The sequence below is a fragment of the Skermanella aerolata KACC 11604 genome, from assembly GCF_000936425.1.
Taxonomy (GTDB): Bacteria; Pseudomonadota; Alphaproteobacteria; order Azospirillales; family Azospirillaceae; genus Skermanella; species Skermanella aerolata.
In genome coordinates this window covers 82265-99395 of sequence record NZ_AVFK01000008.1, presented here as the reverse complement: position 1 = coordinate 99395, position 17131 = coordinate 82265, and the positions used below count along the sequence as shown (strand labels likewise).

At 65.2% G+C, this 17131-nt stretch carries 19 protein-coding genes and 1 tRNA gene; 6 read left to right on the top strand and 14 right to left on the bottom strand.

The features are described from left to right. Positions 1 to 2: 2 nt before the first annotated feature. From N826_RS12480 to N826_RS12470, 3 genes are read right to left on the bottom strand one after another with little or no spacing between them, the layout of a single operon-like run. Positions 3 to 932, bottom strand: coding sequence for a prephenate/arogenate dehydrogenase family protein (locus N826_RS12480; RefSeq protein ID WP_044429163.1), 930 nt, complete (start codon positions 930 to 932; stop codon positions 3 to 5). A 4-nt stretch (positions 933 to 936) separates the two neighbouring features. Next, complete coding sequence (gene hisC / locus N826_RS12475; protein ID WP_044429162.1) at positions 937 to 2037, bottom strand: histidinol-phosphate transaminase; 1101 nt, start codon at positions 2035 to 2037, stop codon at positions 937 to 939. A 45-nt stretch (positions 2038 to 2082) separates the two neighbouring features. Further along, positions 2083 to 2961 carry a chorismate mutase gene (locus N826_RS12470; RefSeq protein WP_044429389.1) on the bottom strand — a complete coding sequence of 293 codons (879 nt, stop codon included), beginning with the start codon at positions 2959 to 2961 and terminating at the stop codon, positions 2083 to 2085. Between the two features lie 165 nt (positions 2962 to 3126). On the opposite strand from N826_RS12470, the gene metX reads away from it, so the two are divergent. Both metX and metW read left to right on the top strand, forming a co-directional pair. Continuing rightward, positions 3127 to 4359: a homoserine O-acetyltransferase MetX gene (gene metX / locus N826_RS12465; protein ID WP_084720699.1), complete on the top strand. Its 1233-nt coding sequence runs from the start codon at positions 3127 to 3129 to the stop codon at positions 4357 to 4359. After that, positions 4356 to 5024: a methionine biosynthesis protein MetW gene (gene metW, locus N826_RS12460; protein ID WP_044429160.1), complete on the top strand. Its 669-nt coding sequence runs from the start codon at positions 4356 to 4358 to the stop codon at positions 5022 to 5024. Before metX ends, metW begins: the two co-directional genes overlap by 4 nt. A gap of 22 nt (positions 5025 to 5046) precedes the next feature. Here the strand turns inward: metW and N826_RS12455 are convergent, their stop codons facing one another. Beyond that, positions 5047 to 5457 carry a DUF3574 domain-containing protein gene (locus N826_RS12455; RefSeq protein WP_044429157.1) on the bottom strand — a complete coding sequence of 137 codons (411 nt, stop codon included), beginning with the start codon at positions 5455 to 5457 and terminating at the stop codon, positions 5047 to 5049. Positions 5458 to 5577: 120 nt separating this feature from the next. Between N826_RS12455 and N826_RS44760 the strand changes: the two genes are divergently transcribed. Beyond that, complete coding sequence (locus N826_RS44760) at positions 5578 to 5928, top strand: hypothetical protein (RefSeq protein WP_052831125.1); 351 nt, start codon at positions 5578 to 5580, stop codon at positions 5926 to 5928. Here the strand turns inward: N826_RS44760 and N826_RS12445 are convergent. After that, on the bottom strand, positions 5907 to 6734 hold the full coding sequence (locus N826_RS12445) for a class I SAM-dependent methyltransferase (RefSeq protein WP_084720698.1): 828 nt from the start codon (positions 6732 to 6734) through the stop codon (positions 5907 to 5909). The two genes, N826_RS44760 and N826_RS12445, sit on opposite strands and share 22 nt — an antisense overlap. A gap of 85 nt (positions 6735 to 6819) precedes the next feature. On the opposite strand from N826_RS12445, the gene gloB reads away from it, so the two are divergent. Genes gloB through N826_RS12430 form a run of 3 tightly spaced genes read left to right on the top strand, consistent with a single transcriptional unit; the run spans position 6820 to position 8700 of the window. Further along, entirely contained in the window at positions 6820 to 7581 is a 762-nt protein-coding gene (gene gloB / locus N826_RS12440; protein WP_044429382.1) for a hydroxyacylglutathione hydrolase, read from the top strand. Between the two features lie 43 nt (positions 7582 to 7624). Continuing rightward, positions 7625 to 8236 (top strand): glutathione S-transferase N-terminal domain-containing protein, encoded by a 612-nt coding sequence (locus tag N826_RS12435; RefSeq protein WP_044429155.1) that lies wholly within the window; start codon positions 7625 to 7627, stop codon positions 8234 to 8236. A gap of 5 nt (positions 8237 to 8241) precedes the next feature. Then, the gene (locus tag N826_RS12430) at positions 8242 to 8700 is read left to right on the top strand and encodes a cupin domain-containing protein (RefSeq protein ID WP_044429154.1); all 459 of its coding nucleotides are present in this window, start codon (positions 8242 to 8244) and stop codon (positions 8698 to 8700) included. Here the strand turns inward: N826_RS12430 and N826_RS39925 are convergent. The 9 genes from N826_RS39925 to N826_RS12385 all read right to left on the bottom strand — a co-directional run bounded on the left by N826_RS39925 (position 8689) and on the right by N826_RS12385 (position 17111). Beyond that, the gene (locus N826_RS39925; protein WP_052831123.1) at positions 8689 to 10233 is read right to left on the bottom strand and encodes a sensor histidine kinase; all 1545 of its coding nucleotides are present in this window, start codon (positions 10231 to 10233) and stop codon (positions 8689 to 8691) included. The genes N826_RS12430 and N826_RS39925 overlap by 12 nt on opposite strands. Positions 10234 to 10240: 7 nt before the next feature. Next, a complete protein-coding gene (locus N826_RS12420; RefSeq protein WP_044429152.1) occupies positions 10241 to 10840 on the bottom strand; it encodes an MEDS domain-containing protein in 600 nt (199 codons plus the stop codon). A 181-nt stretch (positions 10841 to 11021) separates the two neighbouring features. After that, the gene (locus N826_RS12415; RefSeq protein WP_044429151.1) at positions 11022 to 11438 is read right to left on the bottom strand and encodes a SufE family protein; all 417 of its coding nucleotides are present in this window, start codon (positions 11436 to 11438) and stop codon (positions 11022 to 11024) included. A 118-nt stretch (positions 11439 to 11556) separates the two neighbouring features. Beyond that, positions 11557 to 12666, bottom strand: coding sequence for an ABC transporter permease (locus tag N826_RS12410; protein WP_044429150.1), 1110 nt, complete (start codon positions 12664 to 12666; stop codon positions 11557 to 11559). 5 nt (positions 12667 to 12671) lie between these two features. Next, on the bottom strand, positions 12672 to 13805 hold the full coding sequence (locus N826_RS12405; protein ID WP_044429148.1) for an ABC transporter permease: 1134 nt from the start codon (positions 13803 to 13805) through the stop codon (positions 12672 to 12674). Continuing rightward, complete coding sequence (locus N826_RS12400) at positions 13802 to 15547, bottom strand: ATP-binding cassette domain-containing protein (protein ID WP_044429147.1); 1746 nt, start codon at positions 15545 to 15547, stop codon at positions 13802 to 13804. Before N826_RS12400 ends, N826_RS12405 begins: the two co-directional genes overlap by 4 nt. Positions 15548 to 15551: 4 nt before the next feature. Continuing rightward, a complete protein-coding gene (locus tag N826_RS12395; protein ID WP_044429145.1) occupies positions 15552 to 16553 on the bottom strand; it encodes an HlyD family secretion protein in 1002 nt (333 codons plus the stop codon). A 95-nt stretch (positions 16554 to 16648) separates the two neighbouring features. After that, a complete protein-coding gene (locus tag N826_RS12390; RefSeq protein ID WP_044429143.1) occupies positions 16649 to 16918 on the bottom strand; it encodes a hypothetical protein in 270 nt (89 codons plus the stop codon). Positions 16919 to 17034: 116 nt separating this feature from the next. Next, positions 17035 to 17111, bottom strand: a tRNA-Ile gene (locus tag N826_RS12385). Positions 17112 to 17131: the final 20 nt, after the last annotated feature.

Below are 17131 nucleotides of genomic sequence, written 5' to 3'. Positions count from 1 at the left end.
GTTCAGGCCTGCTTGGCGTCGATGACTCCGCGCCGGATCGCGCGGGTGCGGGTGAACAGCTCTTCGAGCTTGTCGCCCTCACCCCAGCGGATCGCCCGCTGGAGCGCGGTGATGTCCTCGTTGAAGCGCTGGATGATCTCCAGCACGGCTTCCCGGTTGTTCAGGAAGATGTCGCGCCACATCACCGGGTCGCTGGCCGCGATCCGGGTGAAGTCGCGGAAACCGCCGGCGGAGAACTTGATCACCTCGGACTTGGTGTCTTCCTCCAGGTCGGTCGCCGTTCCGACGATGGTATAGGCGATCAGGTGCGGCAGATGGGACGTGATCGCCAGTACCTTGTCGTGGTGCGAGGCTTCCATGAACTCGACGTTCGACCCGAAGCGCCGCCACATGTCGGCAACCTTGGCGACAGCCTCCTCGTTGGCTCCCGCCGGCGGTGTCAGGATGCACCAGCGGTTCTCGAACAGTTCGGCGAAGCCGGCTTCAGGCCCGGAATGCTCGGTCCCGGCAACCGGATGGCCGGGCACCAGATGCACGCCTTCCGGCAGATGGGGTGCCACGTCACGGATGACCGCCTGCTTGACCGATCCGACATCGGTGACGATGGCGCCCGGCGTGCAGTGCGGTGCTATTCGCGCCGCCAGATCGGCATAGGTGCCGACAGGCGAACACAGCACCACCAGATCGGCACCGGCGACCATTGCCCCGGCATCGGTCGAAGCCTGCGATACGAGACCCAGTTCCAGGGCCTTGTCGCAGGTCGCCTGACTGCGGGCGCTGCAAACGATCTCCCGCGCCAGCCCGAGCTTGGCAAGGGCGCGCGCCATGGACGAGCCGATCAGCCCGATGCCGATGAAGGCGACCCGGCCGAACAGAGGGCCGCCGCCGGCAGCCGCGAGGGGCAGCGATTCCACAAGCAATTCGTTCGACATGCCGTCAGCCCTTCAAGAACGCGGCGACGGCGTCGGCGACGGCGCGCATCTCTTCTTCCGTGCCGATCGATATCCGCAGGCAGTGCGGCAGCCCGTAGCCGCCCATCTGGCGGACCAGGATACCGCGCGACTTGAGGAACTGCCGGGCCGCCTCGGCCGCCTGATTGCCATCCGACGCGGCGTTGGCGAACGACACCAGCAGGAAGTTGGCGATGCTGGGATGTACCGTGAGGCCCAGTTCCGTCAGGCGAGCCGCCAGCCACTCCCGCCATGTGTCATTGTGAAGTCGCGACCGCTCGATGAACTCCTGGTCCTCGACGGCGGCGACGCCCGCGATCTGCGACGCGGAACTGACGTTGAACGGTCCGCGCACGCGGTTCAGCACGTCGGCGATGGCCGGCGGGCAGTATGCCCAGCCCAGCCGCAGCCCGCCAAGGGCATAGATCTTGGAGAAGGTCCGCGTCATGACGACGTTGGCGAACTCCTCGACCAGTTCCGCGCCCGCCGTATAATCCGGCCGGTCGACGTACTCGGCATAGGCGGCGTCGATCACCAGCACGACATGCTCCGGCAAGCCGGCATGCAGCCGACGCATCTCGTCAGTCGTCAGGAAGCTGCCTGTCGGGTTGTTCGGATTGGCGATGAAGACGATCTTCGTCCGCTCCGTCACATGCGCCAGCAGAGCGTCGACGTCGGCCTTCAGGCCCGTCTCGGGTGCGGCTACCGGCGTGGCGCCGACCGATTTGGCCGAGATCGGGTACATCAGGAAGCCGTGCGTGCTGTACAGCACCTCGTCCCCCGGACCGGCATAGGAACGGGTCAGCAGTCCCAGCAGTTCGTCCGATCCGGTGCCGCAGACGATCCGGGCGGAATCAAGTCCATAAAGCCGCGCCAAACCGTCTCGCAGAGCCGTGGAGTGGCCGTCCGGATATCGATGCACCTCGGCGGCGGCGTTCCGGTAGGCTTCGACGGCGCGGGGGCTCGGCCCCAGGGCGCCTTCGTTGGAGGCCAGACGGATCAGCCTGTCGACGCCGGGAGCATGGGCCTCGCCGCCGACATAGGGCGAAATATCGAGGATTCCGGGACGGGGGGCCGGAGCAGACATGGAACGGTACTTTCCTGATAAAGACTTCAGACCTGACTGGAGACTTCAGACTTTCTTGACGTCCGGGTTGAGTCCAAGCGGCATCGCATAGCCGCCGATCGGCGTGGCGCGCAGGACGATGTCACCGACCTTGGACTTGAACGCCGACAGCCGGGGATCGGTCGACGCGACATAGTCCGCCACCTCGACCAGATGGAGCGGAGGGCCGCCGCCGGCCTCCCGGCCGGTCCAGCTCCTGAAGTTTACGACCGTCAGCCCGGCTGCTTCCAGTGCGTCCTTGAGACGCCCCCGGCTGACGTCTTCCGACAGTTCGACGCCCAGCAGGGTGCGGTCGTCACCGGTCCCCTCGTGCTGGATCAGGGCGACGGCAAGGGCATCGTGGTTTTCACCGCGTGCGTTGCCACGTCCGCAGAACGGCAGGCGGGCGACGATGCGGGGCGTCTTGACGTCTTCGTTCATCAGGTGGCGCCACCAGGGCTCGTGGTCGTCCTCCTCCGGCATCGGCACGACGCCGACCGTGGCGGTGCCGTCGGCCACGGTTCGAATTGCCGCAGCCGGGGTGTTGACCGCCGTCATCGGAATGACGCTGCCGTAGTGGTCGCGGGCGATGTCCCAGAAGCCGCGCTTGTCTTCCGGTGCATAGACGGTGATCGCGTAAGGTCCCTGGAGACGCGAGAAGGCGGCGATCATCTCGCGCCAGATACGCACCACCACGGCGATCGGGAAAGCGCCGGTATGGCGAGCCGCCAGACGGCGCAGGATGATGGCTTCCCGGCCCGGACGGAAGATCTGGTTGTCCGGCCGCTTGGCGATACCGATCTGCTCGACCACCTGTGCGCGGCGCATGAGCAGGTCGTGAATGGCGTCGTCGATCTCGTCGATCTCGCGGCGCAATTCTTCAAGCGAAGGCGGTGATGCGGACATGGGTTTCTGGATCTTGCCTGTCAGGGTACGGTCAGGGTGCATTCAGAGCCGGATAGTAGTAGTATCCGGCCTTGCTAAAATCAAAGAAAACGTTGACACCCCCATGGCTTGCTCCGTAGCAATGCGCTTCCCTTCCAGGCATTTGAGAGCAGGTTCTCCGTCCCCATGACCGCGCCCATTCCATTTCGTCAGCCACCGTCCGGCGGCTCGGCTGCCGGCCCCCTGAAGGGGACGGTCTCGGAAGGAGCGAACCTGCGGGTGGTGCTGGGCACGGAACGGCCGATGCGGCTCGACTGCGGCGTCGAGCTTGAGAACTTCACGATCGCCTACAGCACCTACGGCACGCTCAACACCGACAAGTCCAACGCCATCCTGATCTGCCATGCGTTGACCGGCGACCATTTCGTCGCCGACTACCACCCGGTCACCGGCAAGCCCGGGTGGTGGAGCATGCTTGTCGGTCCCGGCCGCCCGATCGACACCGACAGATACTTCATCATCTGTTCCAACGTGATCGGCGGCTGCATGGGCAGCGTCGGCCCGGCGGAAACGAACCCCGCCACCGGCAAGCCCTACGGCCTGGACTTCCCGGTCATCACGATCGCCGACATGGTACGGGCGCAGAAGCTGCTGATCGACCATCTCGGGATCGACAAGCTGTTCTGCGTCGTCGGCGGATCGATGGGCGGCATGCAGGTGCTGCAATGGACGGTCAGCTATCCGGACAACGTCTTCGCGGCTCTGCCCATTGCGACGGCGGCCCGGCATTCGGCCCAGAACATCGCCTTCCACGAGGTCGGGCGCCAAGCCATCATGGCCGATCCGGACTGGTGCGCCGGCGACTACCTCAACCAGGGCAAACGCCCGCACCGCGGTCTCGCCGTCGCGCGCATGGCGGCGCACATCACCTACCTGTCCGAAGCGGCGCTCCACCGCAAGTTCGGCCGCAACCTGCAGAACCGTACGACGGTGACCTATGGGTTCGACGCCGATTTCCAGGTGGAAAGCTACCTGCGGCACCAGGGGATCACGTTCGTCGACCGGTTTGACGCCAACTCGTACCTCTACATCACCCGCGCCATGGACTACTTCGACCTCGCGGCGGAGCATGGCGACGTGCTGGCGAACGCCTTCCGGCACAAGGGGAACGCTACGCCGGTGCGGTTTTGCCTGACCTCGTTCTCCAGCGACTGGCTGTTCCCGACGCCTGAGTCGCGGGCGGTCGTCCATGCCCTCAACGCCGTCGCCGCCAATGTCAGCTTCGTGGAAGTGAAGACCGACAAGGGGCACGACGCCTTCCTTTTGGAGGAGCCGGAGTTCCATCAGGTCGTCCGGGGCTTCATGGACGGCTGCGCCGAGCATCGGGGACTGACCAGAAAGCGGACGGAACCGGCATGAGCCCCCTGGACGACACTTCTACCGGGATCGGGCGGAACCGCCGGCCCGGCGACATCCGACTCGACCTTCGGCTGATCGCGGACATGATCGATCCAGGCAGCCGGGTGCTGGATATCGGCTGCGGCGACGGCGCCTTGCTCGACTACCTCGTCTACGAGAAGCAGGTGGACGGGCGCGGGATCGAACTGAGCATGGACGGCGTGCATTCCTGCGTCAGCCATGGCCTGTCCGTCATCCAGGGCGACGCCGACACCGACCTCAAGGACTATCCCAGCGGCGCCTTCGACTACGTGGTGCTCAGCCAGACGCTCCAGGCGATGCGCGCGCCGCGCAAGGTGCTGGAGGAACTGGTGCGGATCGGCCGCCGGGCGATCATCTCGTTCCCCAACTTCGGCTACTGGCGCATCCGGGCGTCGCTGCTGCTGATGGGCCGCATGCCCGTGACCGAGCGCCTCGGCTACGAATGGTACGAGACGCCGAACATCCACTTCTGCACGATCAAGGATTTCACCAGCCTGTGCGACCGGCTGGACATCACGATCGAACGAAGCGTGATTCTGGGCCGCGACAACCGTCCCACCCGCCTCGCTTCAGCCGACGGCATCGCCAATTTCTTCGGCGAGCAGGGCGTCTTCATGCTGCGCCGGAACGGCACGCAGGAATAACGGCGTCGCCATTCCACGGCGGTCAGAACGAGACGCAGGCCGGGCGCATCATCGTCAGGACGCTCTGCTGCTGGAAGCGGCGCTTATAGGCGTCGGCGATCTCGCGGACCCGGGGCCGGTCCATTATCTCGTCGCCCAGGACAAGCACGAGCACCTTGCTCGGTTCCTGCACGACGGTGCCGCGCTCGCTGTCGCGCCATTGTCCGCTGGCGTTCATCACCGTCAATCCGTCGGGGAAGCGCGGCGTCACCTCCTCCTCCAGGAAGCGGTTCCAGTCCGCTTCGGAGACACCCAGCGAATCGCCGATATTCCGGCCGAAGACCACCTCGGCTACCATCTCCGGCTGGCCGTCCGGCCCGCAGCCGGGTGATCCAAGGGCGGCACATCCCGACAAGGCCGTCGTCATGGCGAGCAGCATCAAGCCCTTGCGCATCCCTCAACCCTCCGGTCCCAAGCTGACTATAGTCGAAGCCTGCGTTAATCCGGCGAGCTTCCGCAACGCTCAACCCCGCCCGCTGTTGAGTTTCAAATGCGTTGCATAAGGAAAACTGCCATGCGCACCATGCTGATTACCGTCGCGACTACCCTGATGCTCGGCGCGATGCCGGCGGTGGCGCAGGCACCCGCCAACCCAACCGGAGATCCCGCCAATAAGCCGCTGATGACGGCTCCCCGTCCAGGCGATCAGCCGACGACGGACCAAGTGGCTCCGACTCCAGGGATCTCGGGAGAGGCGCCGAGCCGGGAACTCACGGGGCAGGGCAACACCGGCGTACCCGGCATGACCCCGGACGCACGGGATGTCCCGTCCGACATGACCGGTCAGGGAGAGGCGCAAAGCGACCGCGCCAATCCGCCGCCCTCCGCGTCGTCTCCGCCCGCTCAGCCTGCCCCCCGGCAATAGCCGTCGTCGCCTTGCACCCGCGCCGCCGTTGGGACCTCGTCGTCGTGCTCGACATGGGCCGCACCGGCAGCACCCGGCATCCCGGCTCCGCTCGGCATCGGCATGATCAGCCGGCGTTTCTTAGGTCGCACCGGAGCTTTCCGTGCCACTCCGGCATAGATCTGCTTGCTTGCCTCCACCAGATAGACGCCGGCGAACGCCTTGAACCAGCGCTCGCCGATCTCCTCCCAAGCGGGAGCCGACCCCAGCAGGAAGCGCGACTTGACCGGCGGGATGAACAGCGCACGCGCCGTCCGTTCCGGAACGAACATGTTCTCCCTGAGCGCGTGCTTCAACTGGGACGGGGAATAGGGACTGCCATGGCCGAACGGCGTCCGGTCGATCCGTGCCCAGATGCCCCGGCGGTTGGGCGCGACCACCAGCAGGCGGCCGCCTCCCGCCATGACCCGCCAGATTTCCCGCATCATGGGACGCAGTTGTTCCGTGCATTCCAGGCCATGGACAAGGAGAACCCGATCGACCGACATATCCGGCAGCGGCAACTCCGCCTCGTCGGCCAGCGCCGACAGTCCCGGTCCCTCGGACGGCCAGTATACGACCCCCTGGGAGGCCGGCATCAGGGCTATCGTCCGCTCCGCCTCCTCCCGGAAAGGGCGGAGATAGGGTGCGGCGTAGCCGACTCCGAGAACTACCTGCCCCCGGACATCGGGCCACAACTCGCGAACGCGGCGACGGATCATCCTTCGGGCCACTTGGCCGAGGCTGCTTTCGTAGAACTCGCGCAGATCGATGGCATCGGTATACATTGTGGCAGGAGCCTAACACGAAACAAACGCCGGGGTCATGCCCAGGGCTTTGCCCGACCACCGGCCATGGGGTAACGTCTTCGTCATGGATATCCAGCTCATACCCGCGTTCAGCGACAATTATGTCTACCTCTTCAAGGATCCCACAAGCGAGGCTGTCGGCATAGTCGATCCCGGTGAAGCCGGACCCGTACTAAAAGCCCTGGAACGCCTAGGTTGGCGTCCAACGCATATCTTCAACACCCATCATCACGCCGACCACATCGGCGGCAATGCGGAGTTGAAGAAGAAGTTCGGCTGTACCGTCGTCGGTCCGGCCGCCGACCGCAACCGCATCCCTGACCTGGACGAGACCGTCAAGGAGGGCGATACCTACCGCTTCGGCACGCAGGACGTCCTGGTTTTTGAGACGCCGGGCCATACCAGCGGCCATATCTCGCTGTGGTTCAAGGACGCGTCGGCCCTGTTCTCGGGCGACACCCTGTTCGCCCTCGGCTGCGGTCGCCTGTTCGAGGGGACGCCGGCCCAGATGTGGCAGTCGCTGCTGAAACTTCGCCCCCTGCCCGACGAGACCGCTGTCTATTGCGGTCACGAATACACCCTGTCCAATGCCCGGTTCGCGGTCACCGTCGATCCCGACAATACGGCACTGAAGCGGCGTGCCGCCGATATCGCGGTCCTGCGCGATGCCGGCAAGCCGACCATCCCCACGACGCTCGGCGTCGAGAAGGCGACCAACCCGTTCCTCCGCGCCGACGACCCCAAAGTCGCCGCTGCGGTAGGCCTTGCCGGTGCGGACCCGACGGAGGTGTTCGCGGAGATCCGCAGGCGCAAAGACACTTTCTAGCCTCGCCAAACCCAGAAGAAACGACCAACGGAAAGAAGAACCCATGAAGCTGCGTTACAGTGCGACCTCGCCCTATGTGCGGAAGGTCATGATGGTCATCCATGAACGCGGCCTGTCGGATAAGGTCGAGCTGACGAAGACGGATGCCTGGAGCCCCGCAACCGACCTGCCGCAGGACAACCCGCTCGGCAAGGTGCCGGCACTGGTGCTCGACGACGGCACGTCGCTGTTCGACAGTCCGGTCATCGTCGAATATCTCGACAGCCTGGAAAGCGGTCCCGGCAATGGGCTGTATCCGGAATCCGGCCCGGATCGCTGGGCGGCGCTACGCTTCCAGGCCTTGGCTGACGGTATCTGCGACGCCGCCATCCTCCGCCGCCTGGAAGGCAACCGGCCGGAACAGCTTCGCTCGACGGACTGGATGGAGCGGCAGCGGACGGCGGTCTCCCGTTCGCTCGATGCCCTGGAAGCCGGCGCCGGAAAGCTGGGCGAACGGTTCACCATCGGCAGCGTGGCCGTGCTGGCCGCCCTCGGCTATCTGGACTTCCGCTTCGGTCACGAGGACTGGCGGCAGGGCCGCCCCGCTTTGTCGGCATGGTTCGACGCCGAATCGAAGCGGGAGAGCTTCACCGGCACCGTTCCGCCGGCGGCCTGAACGCCATGGACGACTTGACCGCCGATCAGGTCATCAAGCTGCTCGGGATGCAAAAGCATCCCGAGGGCGGCCATTACGTCGAGACCTTTCGCGATGCTCCGGCGGACGGATCGCGTGGGTCCTGCACCGCGATCTACTACCTGCTTCAGGCGGACGAGTTCTCGGCCTGGCACCGGGTCGACGCGGTTGAGATCTGGCACTGGTATGCCGGAGGTCCGCTGGCTCTGACCATCTCACCCAATGGCCATGACGCCTATGCCACCCATCTGGGTCCTGCCCTCGGTCGTGGCCAGAAGCCGCAGGCCGTCGTACCCGCCGGAGCGTGGCAGACGGCGGTTTCGCTCGGGACCTGGACGCTGGTCGGCTGCACCGTCTCGCCGGCCTTCGAGTTTGCCGGCTTCGAACTGGCTCCACCAGACTGGCGGCCGACGCCACGCTCAGCCGGAGGAGGTTCAGCCCAGTAAGTTCAACCCTTGGTTGAATAGGTACTCGTTCCGGTCGAGCACGACGCGCTCGGGGGGAAAGCGGACGGTCACGGTCGTCCCGACCCCGAGCGTGCTTTCCAGCTCCAGGTCACCGCCGTGCAACTGCATCAGCGAGCGGCATAGGGGAAGCCCCAGCCCCGATCCTTCGTGAGGGCGGGCATAGACGTCGGAAACCTGCCCGAACGCTTCGAGCACCAGGGGAATGTCGTCCGCCGCGATGCCGATGCCGCCGTCGGTCACCCGAATCGCCATGCCGCCGCCGGGTTCGTGTTCCGCTGTCACCCGGATGCCGCCGCCGGGCCGGTTGAACTTTACCGCATTTGTCAGCAGGTTGAGGACCACCTGACGGAACCGGAGCGGATCGACCGACAGCGACGGCAATCCCGGAGGCAGCTCGCAGCTGATCGTCAGGTTCCTGGCCCTGGCCCGGTCGGCGACCAGCCTGACGCAGGCATCGACCACATAATCAAGAACAACCGTTTCGAACCGCACCTCGACCCTGCCCGCCTCGATCCGTGCCACATCCAGGATGTCGTTGATGACTTCCAGAAGATGCTCGCCCGAGTTCTTGATATCGATCAGGTACTCCCGGTACTTGTCGGCGCCCAGCGGTCCCAGCGCCTCCAGCCCCATGAATTCGGAAAAGCCGATGATCGCGTTCAGCGGCGTCCGCAACTCGTGGCTCATATTGGCGAGGAACTGGGTCTTCAGGTGGTTGGCCTGCTCGGCCTGATCCTTCGCCGCGAGCAAGTCCTGCTCGGTCCGTTTCCGCAGGCTGTCGTCGCGCGAGATGCCGTCTATGCCGGTGAACTGACCGTCGGCATTGAACCGGGCGGCGGCATTGGTCGAAATCCAGACCTCGAAGCCGGCCTTGTGCCGCATCATCCCCTCGACCATGACGACGGCTCCGGCGGCATCCAGCACCCGTTCCCGGTCGCGCAGGTATTGCTGAGGATCGCAGTAATGATCGCTCAGCCGCGTTCCCAGGAACGACTCGGGGGCGTAGCCTAGGATCGAGTGGACGCCGGGAGAGACCATCACCACGCGGTCGTTGTCGCCGGTCCGGAAGAAGATGTCCGGGATCGTGTTCAGGATCGCCTGGAGGTCGTGCTCGATCAGCAGAAGCTCGCGCCGCGTCCGGAGGACTTCGACTTCAAGCCGGTGCTCGCGGTCGTGGCTGACTTCCTGATTGCGCCGGAACTCGAGTATCGCCGCGACCGACGTTATCAGGTTGCGGACATAGGGACTGAAAATGCCGAAGGCGGCATGGTCGGCGATGACGAAGGCGAAAGCGCCGTAGTCGCGCTGACCGGACCGGACCGGCACGACCAGATCGTAGGAGACGGGCGGCGCTCCCCCCGACTCATAGGTTTCGACCTGGCTGACACCCGGCAGGCGTTGCAGCCCCGCTCTCAGGAAATCAAAGATTTCCCGGCGTCCGGGCAAGCCGATCGCGATGCTTTGCAGGACGAGCAGTTGCCCCATCGTACGACTGGCGGCATCCAGGGGCATGTGCGACTCATGCTGCGGCAAGAGTGTCGTCCGCAGGATGATAGAACGGATTGGGCATCACGTTGCCCCGGATCATGACGTAGGGGTGGACGCGCAGGACATCCAGCAGGACGGAGCCGCTGAATCGGTTCAGGTCGTATTGGCAAACGACCATCATCGGCTTGCCGTGCAGCAGCCGGTTGACCTCGACCTCGTACTCGATCAGCCTGCCGCCGCCCGGCATCTCCGGGATCGCCGGGCTGATTTCCGCTACGATCCGAGCGCCGCCCCAGGTCCTGCCACCGCCGTCTTGGTCGTGGAAGTTCGACAGATGGCTCAGCAGCCGCTCCGGATCGAACCTGCCGTCGGCGAACCAGACATCGTCGGCGTCCTCGAAGGAGAGCTGGCCGCGGGTATGGGCATCGCCCATCGAATTACCGGATGCGACGCATTCGCCATCAAGCAGCGCGCCTGCATCGTCGAAGGTCCAGCAACCGCATCTCTGTCCGGCCTCGATCCCGGAAACCAGATACCGGGTCATCGCCTCGAGCCGGTCGTCCTCGTCGGAGAAAAGCTGGCAGATATGCATGCCGGCATCGAGATGCTGTTCCCACAATGCCGAAGGCATCTGCCTATCGGCAGTAGTGTACAAAGTGGACACAGTTGCAGCATCTCCACGCGTTTGGTTCCCCGGAGTTTTACCTACTTCCAACAGGGAAAGCAAACTATTGGAGATAAATGAACATCGTATCTTTTCTAATTATAAAGTGCCTGGCTGATTGTTTCTATTCTGAAATATTTGGAGCCGATCAATCACGCGCCGCTATGCGAGCACGTGCGGATGCCTTGATCTTCTCAACCATGGAAAAGAAACCGTTGCGCCGGTTGGGGCTGAGATGCTGATCCAGGCCGATCTGCGAGAAGATGGATTCGAGGTCGGTCGCCTGGATCTCCTCCGGGGTCTTGTCCGAATAGGCGGTCAGCAACACCGCCGCGAGCCCCTTGACGATGGCGCTGTCGCTGTCGGCGGCGAAGCGAAGACGCCCGCCCTCGCCCGGCAGCGGCACCAGCCACACCTGGCTCATGCAGCCTTCGACCTTGAAGGCGTCGGTCTGGTACTGCGGTTCCAGCGGCGGCAGGGCGCGGCCGAGGTCGATCACGTACCGGTACCTGTCCTCCCACTCGTCGAACAATTCGAAGTTCTCGATCAACTCATCGATCGTCATGTTGGCTCCAGCGGGAAACGGTCCGGGGAAAGAGTGGGGTCCCTAACAGCAACAGGAAAGGGGCGCAAGCGTCGGCAAAGCACTTCATTCCAGAGCACTTCATTCCAGGGCACTTCATTCACCGTAACCTATGGCGGAAAAGCCAGACGGCGCTGCCCAGGGTCACGAATCCGATGGCTGCCATCGGCCAGATGCGGGCGAAGACCAGTTCGGCCGGCAAATCCTTCAGGAAAATCCCCTGCACGATCGTCAGGAAGTGCCGCATCGGATTGCCGAGCGTCAGCGCCTGAATGAATTCCGGCATGTTTTCGATCGGGGTCGCGAACCCCGACAGGATGATGGCCGGCACCAGGAACAGGAAGGCTCCCAATATCGCCTGCTGCTGGGTGCCAGACAGCGCCGAGATGAACAGCCCGACGCCGATGATCGACAGCAGGAAGACGAACAGGCTGGCGTAGAGCAGCAGCAGGGAACCGACCAGCGGCACGCGGAACCAGAACAGCGCCGCCACGACGATCACCGTCCCCTCGGCAAGGCCGATCAGGAGGGCCGGAACGATCTTGCCGACCAGTATCTCCCAGGGCCGCAGCGGCGTCACCAGAAGCTGGTCGAAGGTCCCGAGTTCGCGCTCCCGCGCTACCGACAGGGCCGTCACCACCAATGCTACCACCTGCGTCAGGATGCCGACCAGACCGGGGACGACGACCCATAGGCTCATCAGGTTGGGGTTGAACCATGCCCGCTCTATCAGCGGGGCCGGCAGCACCGGCACGCTATGCGCGGCCGCCCAGTCGCGGTTGAAATTGTTGATGATCGAGGTTGCGTAACCCATCACGACCTGGGCGGTGTTGGACCCGCGCCCGTCGAGGATGAGCTGAGCGCGGGCCGGAGCGCCGGCCAGCAGGTCGCGGGAGAATCCGGGACCGAGATGCACCACCAGAACCGCTTCCTTGGAGTCGATCGCTTCCGCGATCCCGGCCTCGCTCCCAAGATGAAGGACGCGGGCGAAGTCGGGGGCGTCCTCGAACCGGGCGATCAGGTCGTGGGACGGAGCGCCTGCGTCCTCGTTGAACACGGCGATCCGGACATTGGTCACGTCGTAGGTTGCGGCATAGGAGAAGACGAAAAGCTGGACCAGCGGCGGCACCACCAGCACGAACCGGCTCTTCCGGTCGCGCCAGACCGACAGCAGTTCCTTGACGATCAGCGCGATCAGGCGGGTCCACATATCGGTCAGTCCAGCCGCTTGCGGGTACGGACCGAAGTCGCGGCCAGGAACACCAAGGCGATCAGCGTCATGGCGCCGAGGTCGGGCAGGATAACGGACCAGATGTCGCCGGCCAGGAACACCGTCTGGAGCGTCGAGACGAAGTAGCGCGCCGCCACGGCATGGGTCAGCACCTGTATCCAACCGGGCATGCTGCCGATCTCGAAAACGAAGCCGGACAGCATGAAGGCGGGCAGGAAGCCGGAGACGATGGCGACCTGCCCCGCCACGAACTGGTTGCGGGTAACGGTCGAGATCAGCAGCCCCATCGCCAGCGCGCCGACCAGGAAGATGGCCGAGGCGCCGAACAGCACCATCAGCGATCCCCGGATCGGCACGCCGAACTGGAACACCGCCATCGCAACCGACAGCGCCATCGCCGTCATGCCGAGGACGAAATACGGGATCAGCTTGCCGGCCAGCAGTTCCGGAAGGCCGGTCTGGGTGGAGATCAGCGCCTCCATCGTCCCGCGCTCCCATTCGCGCGCCACCACCAGCGACGTCAGCAGGGTCCCGATCAGCGTCATGTTGATGGCGATCAGGCCAGGAACCAGGAAGTTGCGGCTGCGGAGTTCCGGGTTGAACCAGATGCGCGGTTCGGCAACGACGGGGATGGCGATCGGCAGCCCGCGCGACATCGCTTCCTGCCGCGCCCAGGCGAGCCAGACACCTTCGGCATAGCCCCGGACGATGTGGGCGGTGTTGGCCTCCGTCCCATCCAGCAGGAGCTGGATCGGCGCCATGTCCCACTGCCCCAGCCGGGCCGCGAAGTCGGCGCGCAGGACCACGACGCCGTCCATCCGGCCGGCCACCAGATCCTCTTCCGCCGTCGCCCGGTGGCGCATTACGTCGACTTCGAAATAGGAGGAGTTGGCGAAGGACGCGATGAACCGCTCGGCCTCCGGCGTCGGGTTCTCCACCACCAGCGCGATGCGGATATGGTTGGCGTCAAGCGAAACGCCGTAGCCGAACAGCAGCAGAAGCAGCACCGGCAGGACGAAAGCGATCAGCAGGCTGCTCGGATCGCGGAGAATCTGGAGCGTTTCCTTGACGACCAGCCCTTTCAGCCGCAGGCGGCGGGCGGCGCCTTGTGTCATCATGCCGCCGCCTTCCTGTCGCGGTCGTGCCGCTCGATCAACCGGATGAAGGCGTCCTCCAGGCTGGGGTCGGGGAGATCCGGCGTGCGCGCCTGCTCCTTGAGGTCGTCGGGGGACGCGGTGGCGATCATCACCCCGCCATAGACGATGCCGACGCGGTCGCAGTATTCGGCCTCGTCCATGAAGTGGGTGGTCACCAGAACGGTCACCCCCTGCCCGGCCATCGCGTTGATATGCGACCAGAACTCCCGCCGCGTCAGCGGATCGACGCCGGAAGTCGGCTCGTCCAGGAACAGGATAGCCGGGCCGTGCATGATGGCGCAGGCCAGCGCCAGCCGTTGCTTGAAGCCCAGGGGCAGCTCGCCGGCGTTCGACGCCGCGAAGGGTTCCAGCCCGAAGCCCTCCTTCATCCCGCCGACCGCTTCGCGGCGTGTCCGCCCGCTCAGCCCATAGGCTCCGGCGAAGAACTCAAGGTTCTGCTGCACGCTGAGGTCGGGATAGAGCGAGAACTTCTGCGACATGTAGCCCAGCCGGGCACGGGCCAGGGCGGGTGCTTCGGCCAGCGAAAGCCCCGTCAGGCGGGCCGTGCCCGAGGTAATCGGCAGAAGGCCGCACAGCATCTTGAAGGTGGTCGATTTGCCGGCGCCGTTGGGGCCGAGCAGCCCGAAGATCTCCGCCCGGCGGACCGCGAAGCTGATCCTGTCCACGGCGGTAAAGCTGCCGAACCGGCGCGTCAGGTCGCGCGCCTCGACTACGGCATCCGGATCGCCGGGAGGCGTTTCGGAAGTCCGGCCCTGCGGCAAGGCTCCGGTATTGGAGGTCAGTCCCTGGCCGCGCAGCAAGCTGACGAAGGCATCCTCGAACCGGGGCCGGACCGGCTCGACGGCGGCATCCGCGCCGGCCTCAAGCTCGTTCGCCGTGGGAGCGGCGGCGCCTTCGGCCATCACCAGCCGGATGTTGCGCCCCTGGATCAGGGCGTCGATCACGCCGACACGCTGCCGAGCGCGGTCCAGGACCAGCCGCTTGCCGGCGGGGTCCAGTCCCCGGACGACGAAGGTGCGGCCGGAAATCCGGTCGGTCATCCCCCTGGGGGCGCCGGAGTTCAGCAGTTTGCCGTCATTCAGCAGCAGGACGGAGCCGCAGCGTTCGGCCTCGTCCAGATAGGCGGTGCTCCAGAGCACGCCGATGCCCTGGTCGACCAGTTCGTGAACCATGCGCCACAACTCGCGCCGCGACAGAGGGTCGACGCCGACGCTCGGTTCGTCCAGCAGCAGCAGGCGCGGCGGCCGGATCAGCGTGCACGCCAGCCCCAGCTTCTGCTTCATTCCCCCGGACAGGGCACCCGCAAGCCGTTTGGTAAACGGCGCGAGGCCCGTGAACCCCAGCAGCCGCTCGAACGCCTGGGAACGCTCCTGCCCCGTGACGGCCCGCAGGTCGGCGTTCAGGTTCAGGTTCTCGGCGACAGTCAGGTCTTCGTACAGGCCGAAGCGCTGGGGCATGTAGCCGACGACGCCGTGGATCGCCTCGGCTTGTCCGACGCTGTCGAAGCCGCAGACGGTGATGTGCCCGGAATGCGGACGGAGCAATCCTGCGATCAGCCGGATCAGCGTCGTCTTGCCGGCGCCGTCGGGACCGACCAGCCCCGTCACCTGCCCCGGTGCGATATCGGCGCATATGCCCTGGAGGGCGGTGCGTTTGCCGAAACGACATGTAATGTCATCAATCGTCACCAGCGGGCCGGTCATCCCGTCAGCCCGCCTTGCCGGGTGCGTCCAGCGAGATCGTCACCGGCATGCCCTGGCGCAGGCCGTCGTCGGCGTCCTGGACGATCAGGCGGACGCGGTAGACGAGGCTGGAGCGAAGCTCCGGCGTCTCGACAGCCCTTGGCGTGAACTCCGCCGTGGGCGAAACGAATCCGACCTGCGCCGTGTAGGTCCGACTGCCGGGCGTGTCGGTGGATACCGTCACCGGCATGCCGGGCTTGACCTTGCCCAGCGCGGTTTCCGGTACATAGGTCCTGATCCAGACCGGATCGGTGACCGCCAGCGCGTAGACGGCGGAATTTGGCAGCACGACGGCTCCGGGCTCCAGCACGCGGGTCAGGATCGTCCCCGGCGACGGCGCCACGAGGACGGTGTCGGCAACGCGCCGCTCGATCAGCGACAGCGTCGATTCGTCGGCGGCGAGTTGCGCGCGGGCGGCAAGGATGTCTTCCTGCCTCGGTCCCGCCACGGCCAGCGCCAGTTGCTGCCTGACCACTTCGCGTCGCGCCTGGGCGCGGTCTAAATTGGTTTCCGCATCTTCCAGGTTCTGCTGGGAAACTACGTCCCGACGAGCCAGCTCGTACTGGCGTTGCCGGACGGAACGCGCATAAGAGAAGGCCGCTTCGGCTTCCGCGACATTGGCGCGGGCCAGCGCGATTTCCTCCGGCCTGCTGCCCGTCACCAGCTTGGCGACCTGGGCGCGCTGCGCATCGACCCTGGCGCGGGCAATGGCAAGGGCATCGCGGTAGTAGCTGTTCTCGACCGTCGCCAGCTTCTCGCCGGTTTCGACCCTGTCGCCCTCATGGACCAGCATCGACTCGATGCGGCCTTCTACGTTGAAGGCAAGATTGACTTGGCGGATATCGACGTTGCCGGTCAGGACGAAAGCGCCGGGACCGGCGGACGGGTGCTTTATGAAATACCACGCTGCAATACCGGCGACCGCAAGGACCGCAACCACTGCGGCCAGCCGCAAACGCCCTGTCATGCTTGTGTCCCCGACCGGAAACGAGAGAGTCCTACATCGATTCCTGTATCACGGTTTGCACGCTAATGAATTGATTTGCCTCAAGTCCTCTCGCCTCAGTGGGGCGGGTCGGTCTTCAGGAGATGCTCGACCAGGGCCGGCAAGCTGTCGCCGATCTGGCGGGCGACCTGTTCGGCTTCCTCGTGCTCGGTCGCTTCCACCACTAGTTTGGCGAGAGCTATGGTCATCGCCTGGAGCAGGAGCTTGGTATCGAGGCCGGCGTTGTTGGTCTGGGTCGCCAGGGCCAGGAAGGAGTTCGTCGCCCGAGCCAGCGGCACCGCTTCACGCGCCTGACGAAATGAGGACAGATCGATCGTTTCCGCCATTCTTCCTCCACGTGACAAAGCACATGCAACAAGGGTGGGGGCAAACCGATGCGTTTGCAAGGTATTGCGGGTGCTATGACCGGAGGCGAACAGATGGGTATGCCGGGAGGGAGAGGTGGTGGGCGTGACCGGACTTGAACCGATAACCAGACCGTTATGAGCGGCCAGCTCTAACCAGTTGAGCTACACGCCCTAACCCGTGACAGGACCGGG

Excerpts from the sequence above, each read along its gene's own strand:
- N826_RS39925 (WP_052831123.1), bottom strand. The coding sequence starts at position 10,233 with ATGCCCCTGGATGCCGCCAGTCGTACGATGGGGCAACTGCTCGTCCTG.
- gloB (WP_044429382.1), top strand. The coding sequence starts at position 6,820 with ATGGATATCCAGCTCATACCCGCGTTCAGCGACAATTATGTCTACCTC.
- N826_RS12405 (WP_044429148.1), bottom strand. The coding sequence starts at position 13,805 with ATGATGACACAAGGCGCCGCCCGCCGCCTGCGGCTGAAAGGGCTGGTC.
- hisC (WP_044429162.1), bottom strand. The coding sequence starts at position 2,037 with ATGTCTGCTCCGGCCCCCCGTCCCGGAATCCTCGATATTTCGCCCTAT.
- metX (WP_084720699.1), top strand. The coding sequence starts at position 3,127 with ATGACCGCGCCCATTCCATTTCGTCAGCCACCGTCCGGCGGCTCGGCT.
- N826_RS12470 (WP_044429389.1), bottom strand. The coding sequence starts at position 2,961 with ATGTCCGCATCACCGCCTTCGCTTGAAGAATTGCGCCGCGAGATCGAC.
- N826_RS12410 (WP_044429150.1), bottom strand. The coding sequence starts at position 12,666 with ATGTGGACCCGCCTGATCGCGCTGATCGTCAAGGAACTGCTGTCGGTC.
- N826_RS12420 (WP_044429152.1), bottom strand. The coding sequence starts at position 10,840 with ATGCCTTCGGCATTGTGGGAACAGCATCTCGATGCCGGCATGCATATC.
- N826_RS12415 (WP_044429151.1), bottom strand. The coding sequence starts at position 11,438 with ATGACGATCGATGAGTTGATCGAGAACTTCGAATTGTTCGACGAGTGG.
- metW (WP_044429160.1), top strand. The coding sequence starts at position 4,356 with ATGAGCCCCCTGGACGACACTTCTACCGGGATCGGGCGGAACCGCCGG.
- N826_RS12390 (WP_044429143.1), bottom strand. The coding sequence starts at position 16,918 with ATGGCGGAAACGATCGATCTGTCCTCATTTCGTCAGGCGCGTGAAGCG.
- N826_RS12400 (WP_044429147.1), bottom strand. The coding sequence starts at position 15,547 with ATGACCGGCCCGCTGGTGACGATTGATGACATTACATGTCGTTTCGGC.
- N826_RS12430 (WP_044429154.1), top strand. The coding sequence starts at position 8,242 with ATGGACGACTTGACCGCCGATCAGGTCATCAAGCTGCTCGGGATGCAA.
- N826_RS12480 (WP_044429163.1), bottom strand. The coding sequence starts at position 932 with ATGTCGAACGAATTGCTTGTGGAATCGCTGCCCCTCGCGGCTGCCGGC.
- N826_RS12395 (WP_044429145.1), bottom strand. The coding sequence starts at position 16,553 with ATGACAGGGCGTTTGCGGCTGGCCGCAGTGGTTGCGGTCCTTGCGGTC.
- N826_RS12445 (WP_084720698.1), bottom strand. The coding sequence starts at position 6,734 with ATGTATACCGATGCCATCGATCTGCGCGAGTTCTACGAAAGCAGCCTC.
- N826_RS12455 (WP_044429157.1), bottom strand. The coding sequence starts at position 5,457 with ATGCGCAAGGGCTTGATGCTGCTCGCCATGACGACGGCCTTGTCGGGA.
- N826_RS44760 (WP_052831125.1), top strand. The coding sequence starts at position 5,578 with ATGCGCACCATGCTGATTACCGTCGCGACTACCCTGATGCTCGGCGCG.
- N826_RS12435 (WP_044429155.1), top strand. The coding sequence starts at position 7,625 with ATGAAGCTGCGTTACAGTGCGACCTCGCCCTATGTGCGGAAGGTCATG.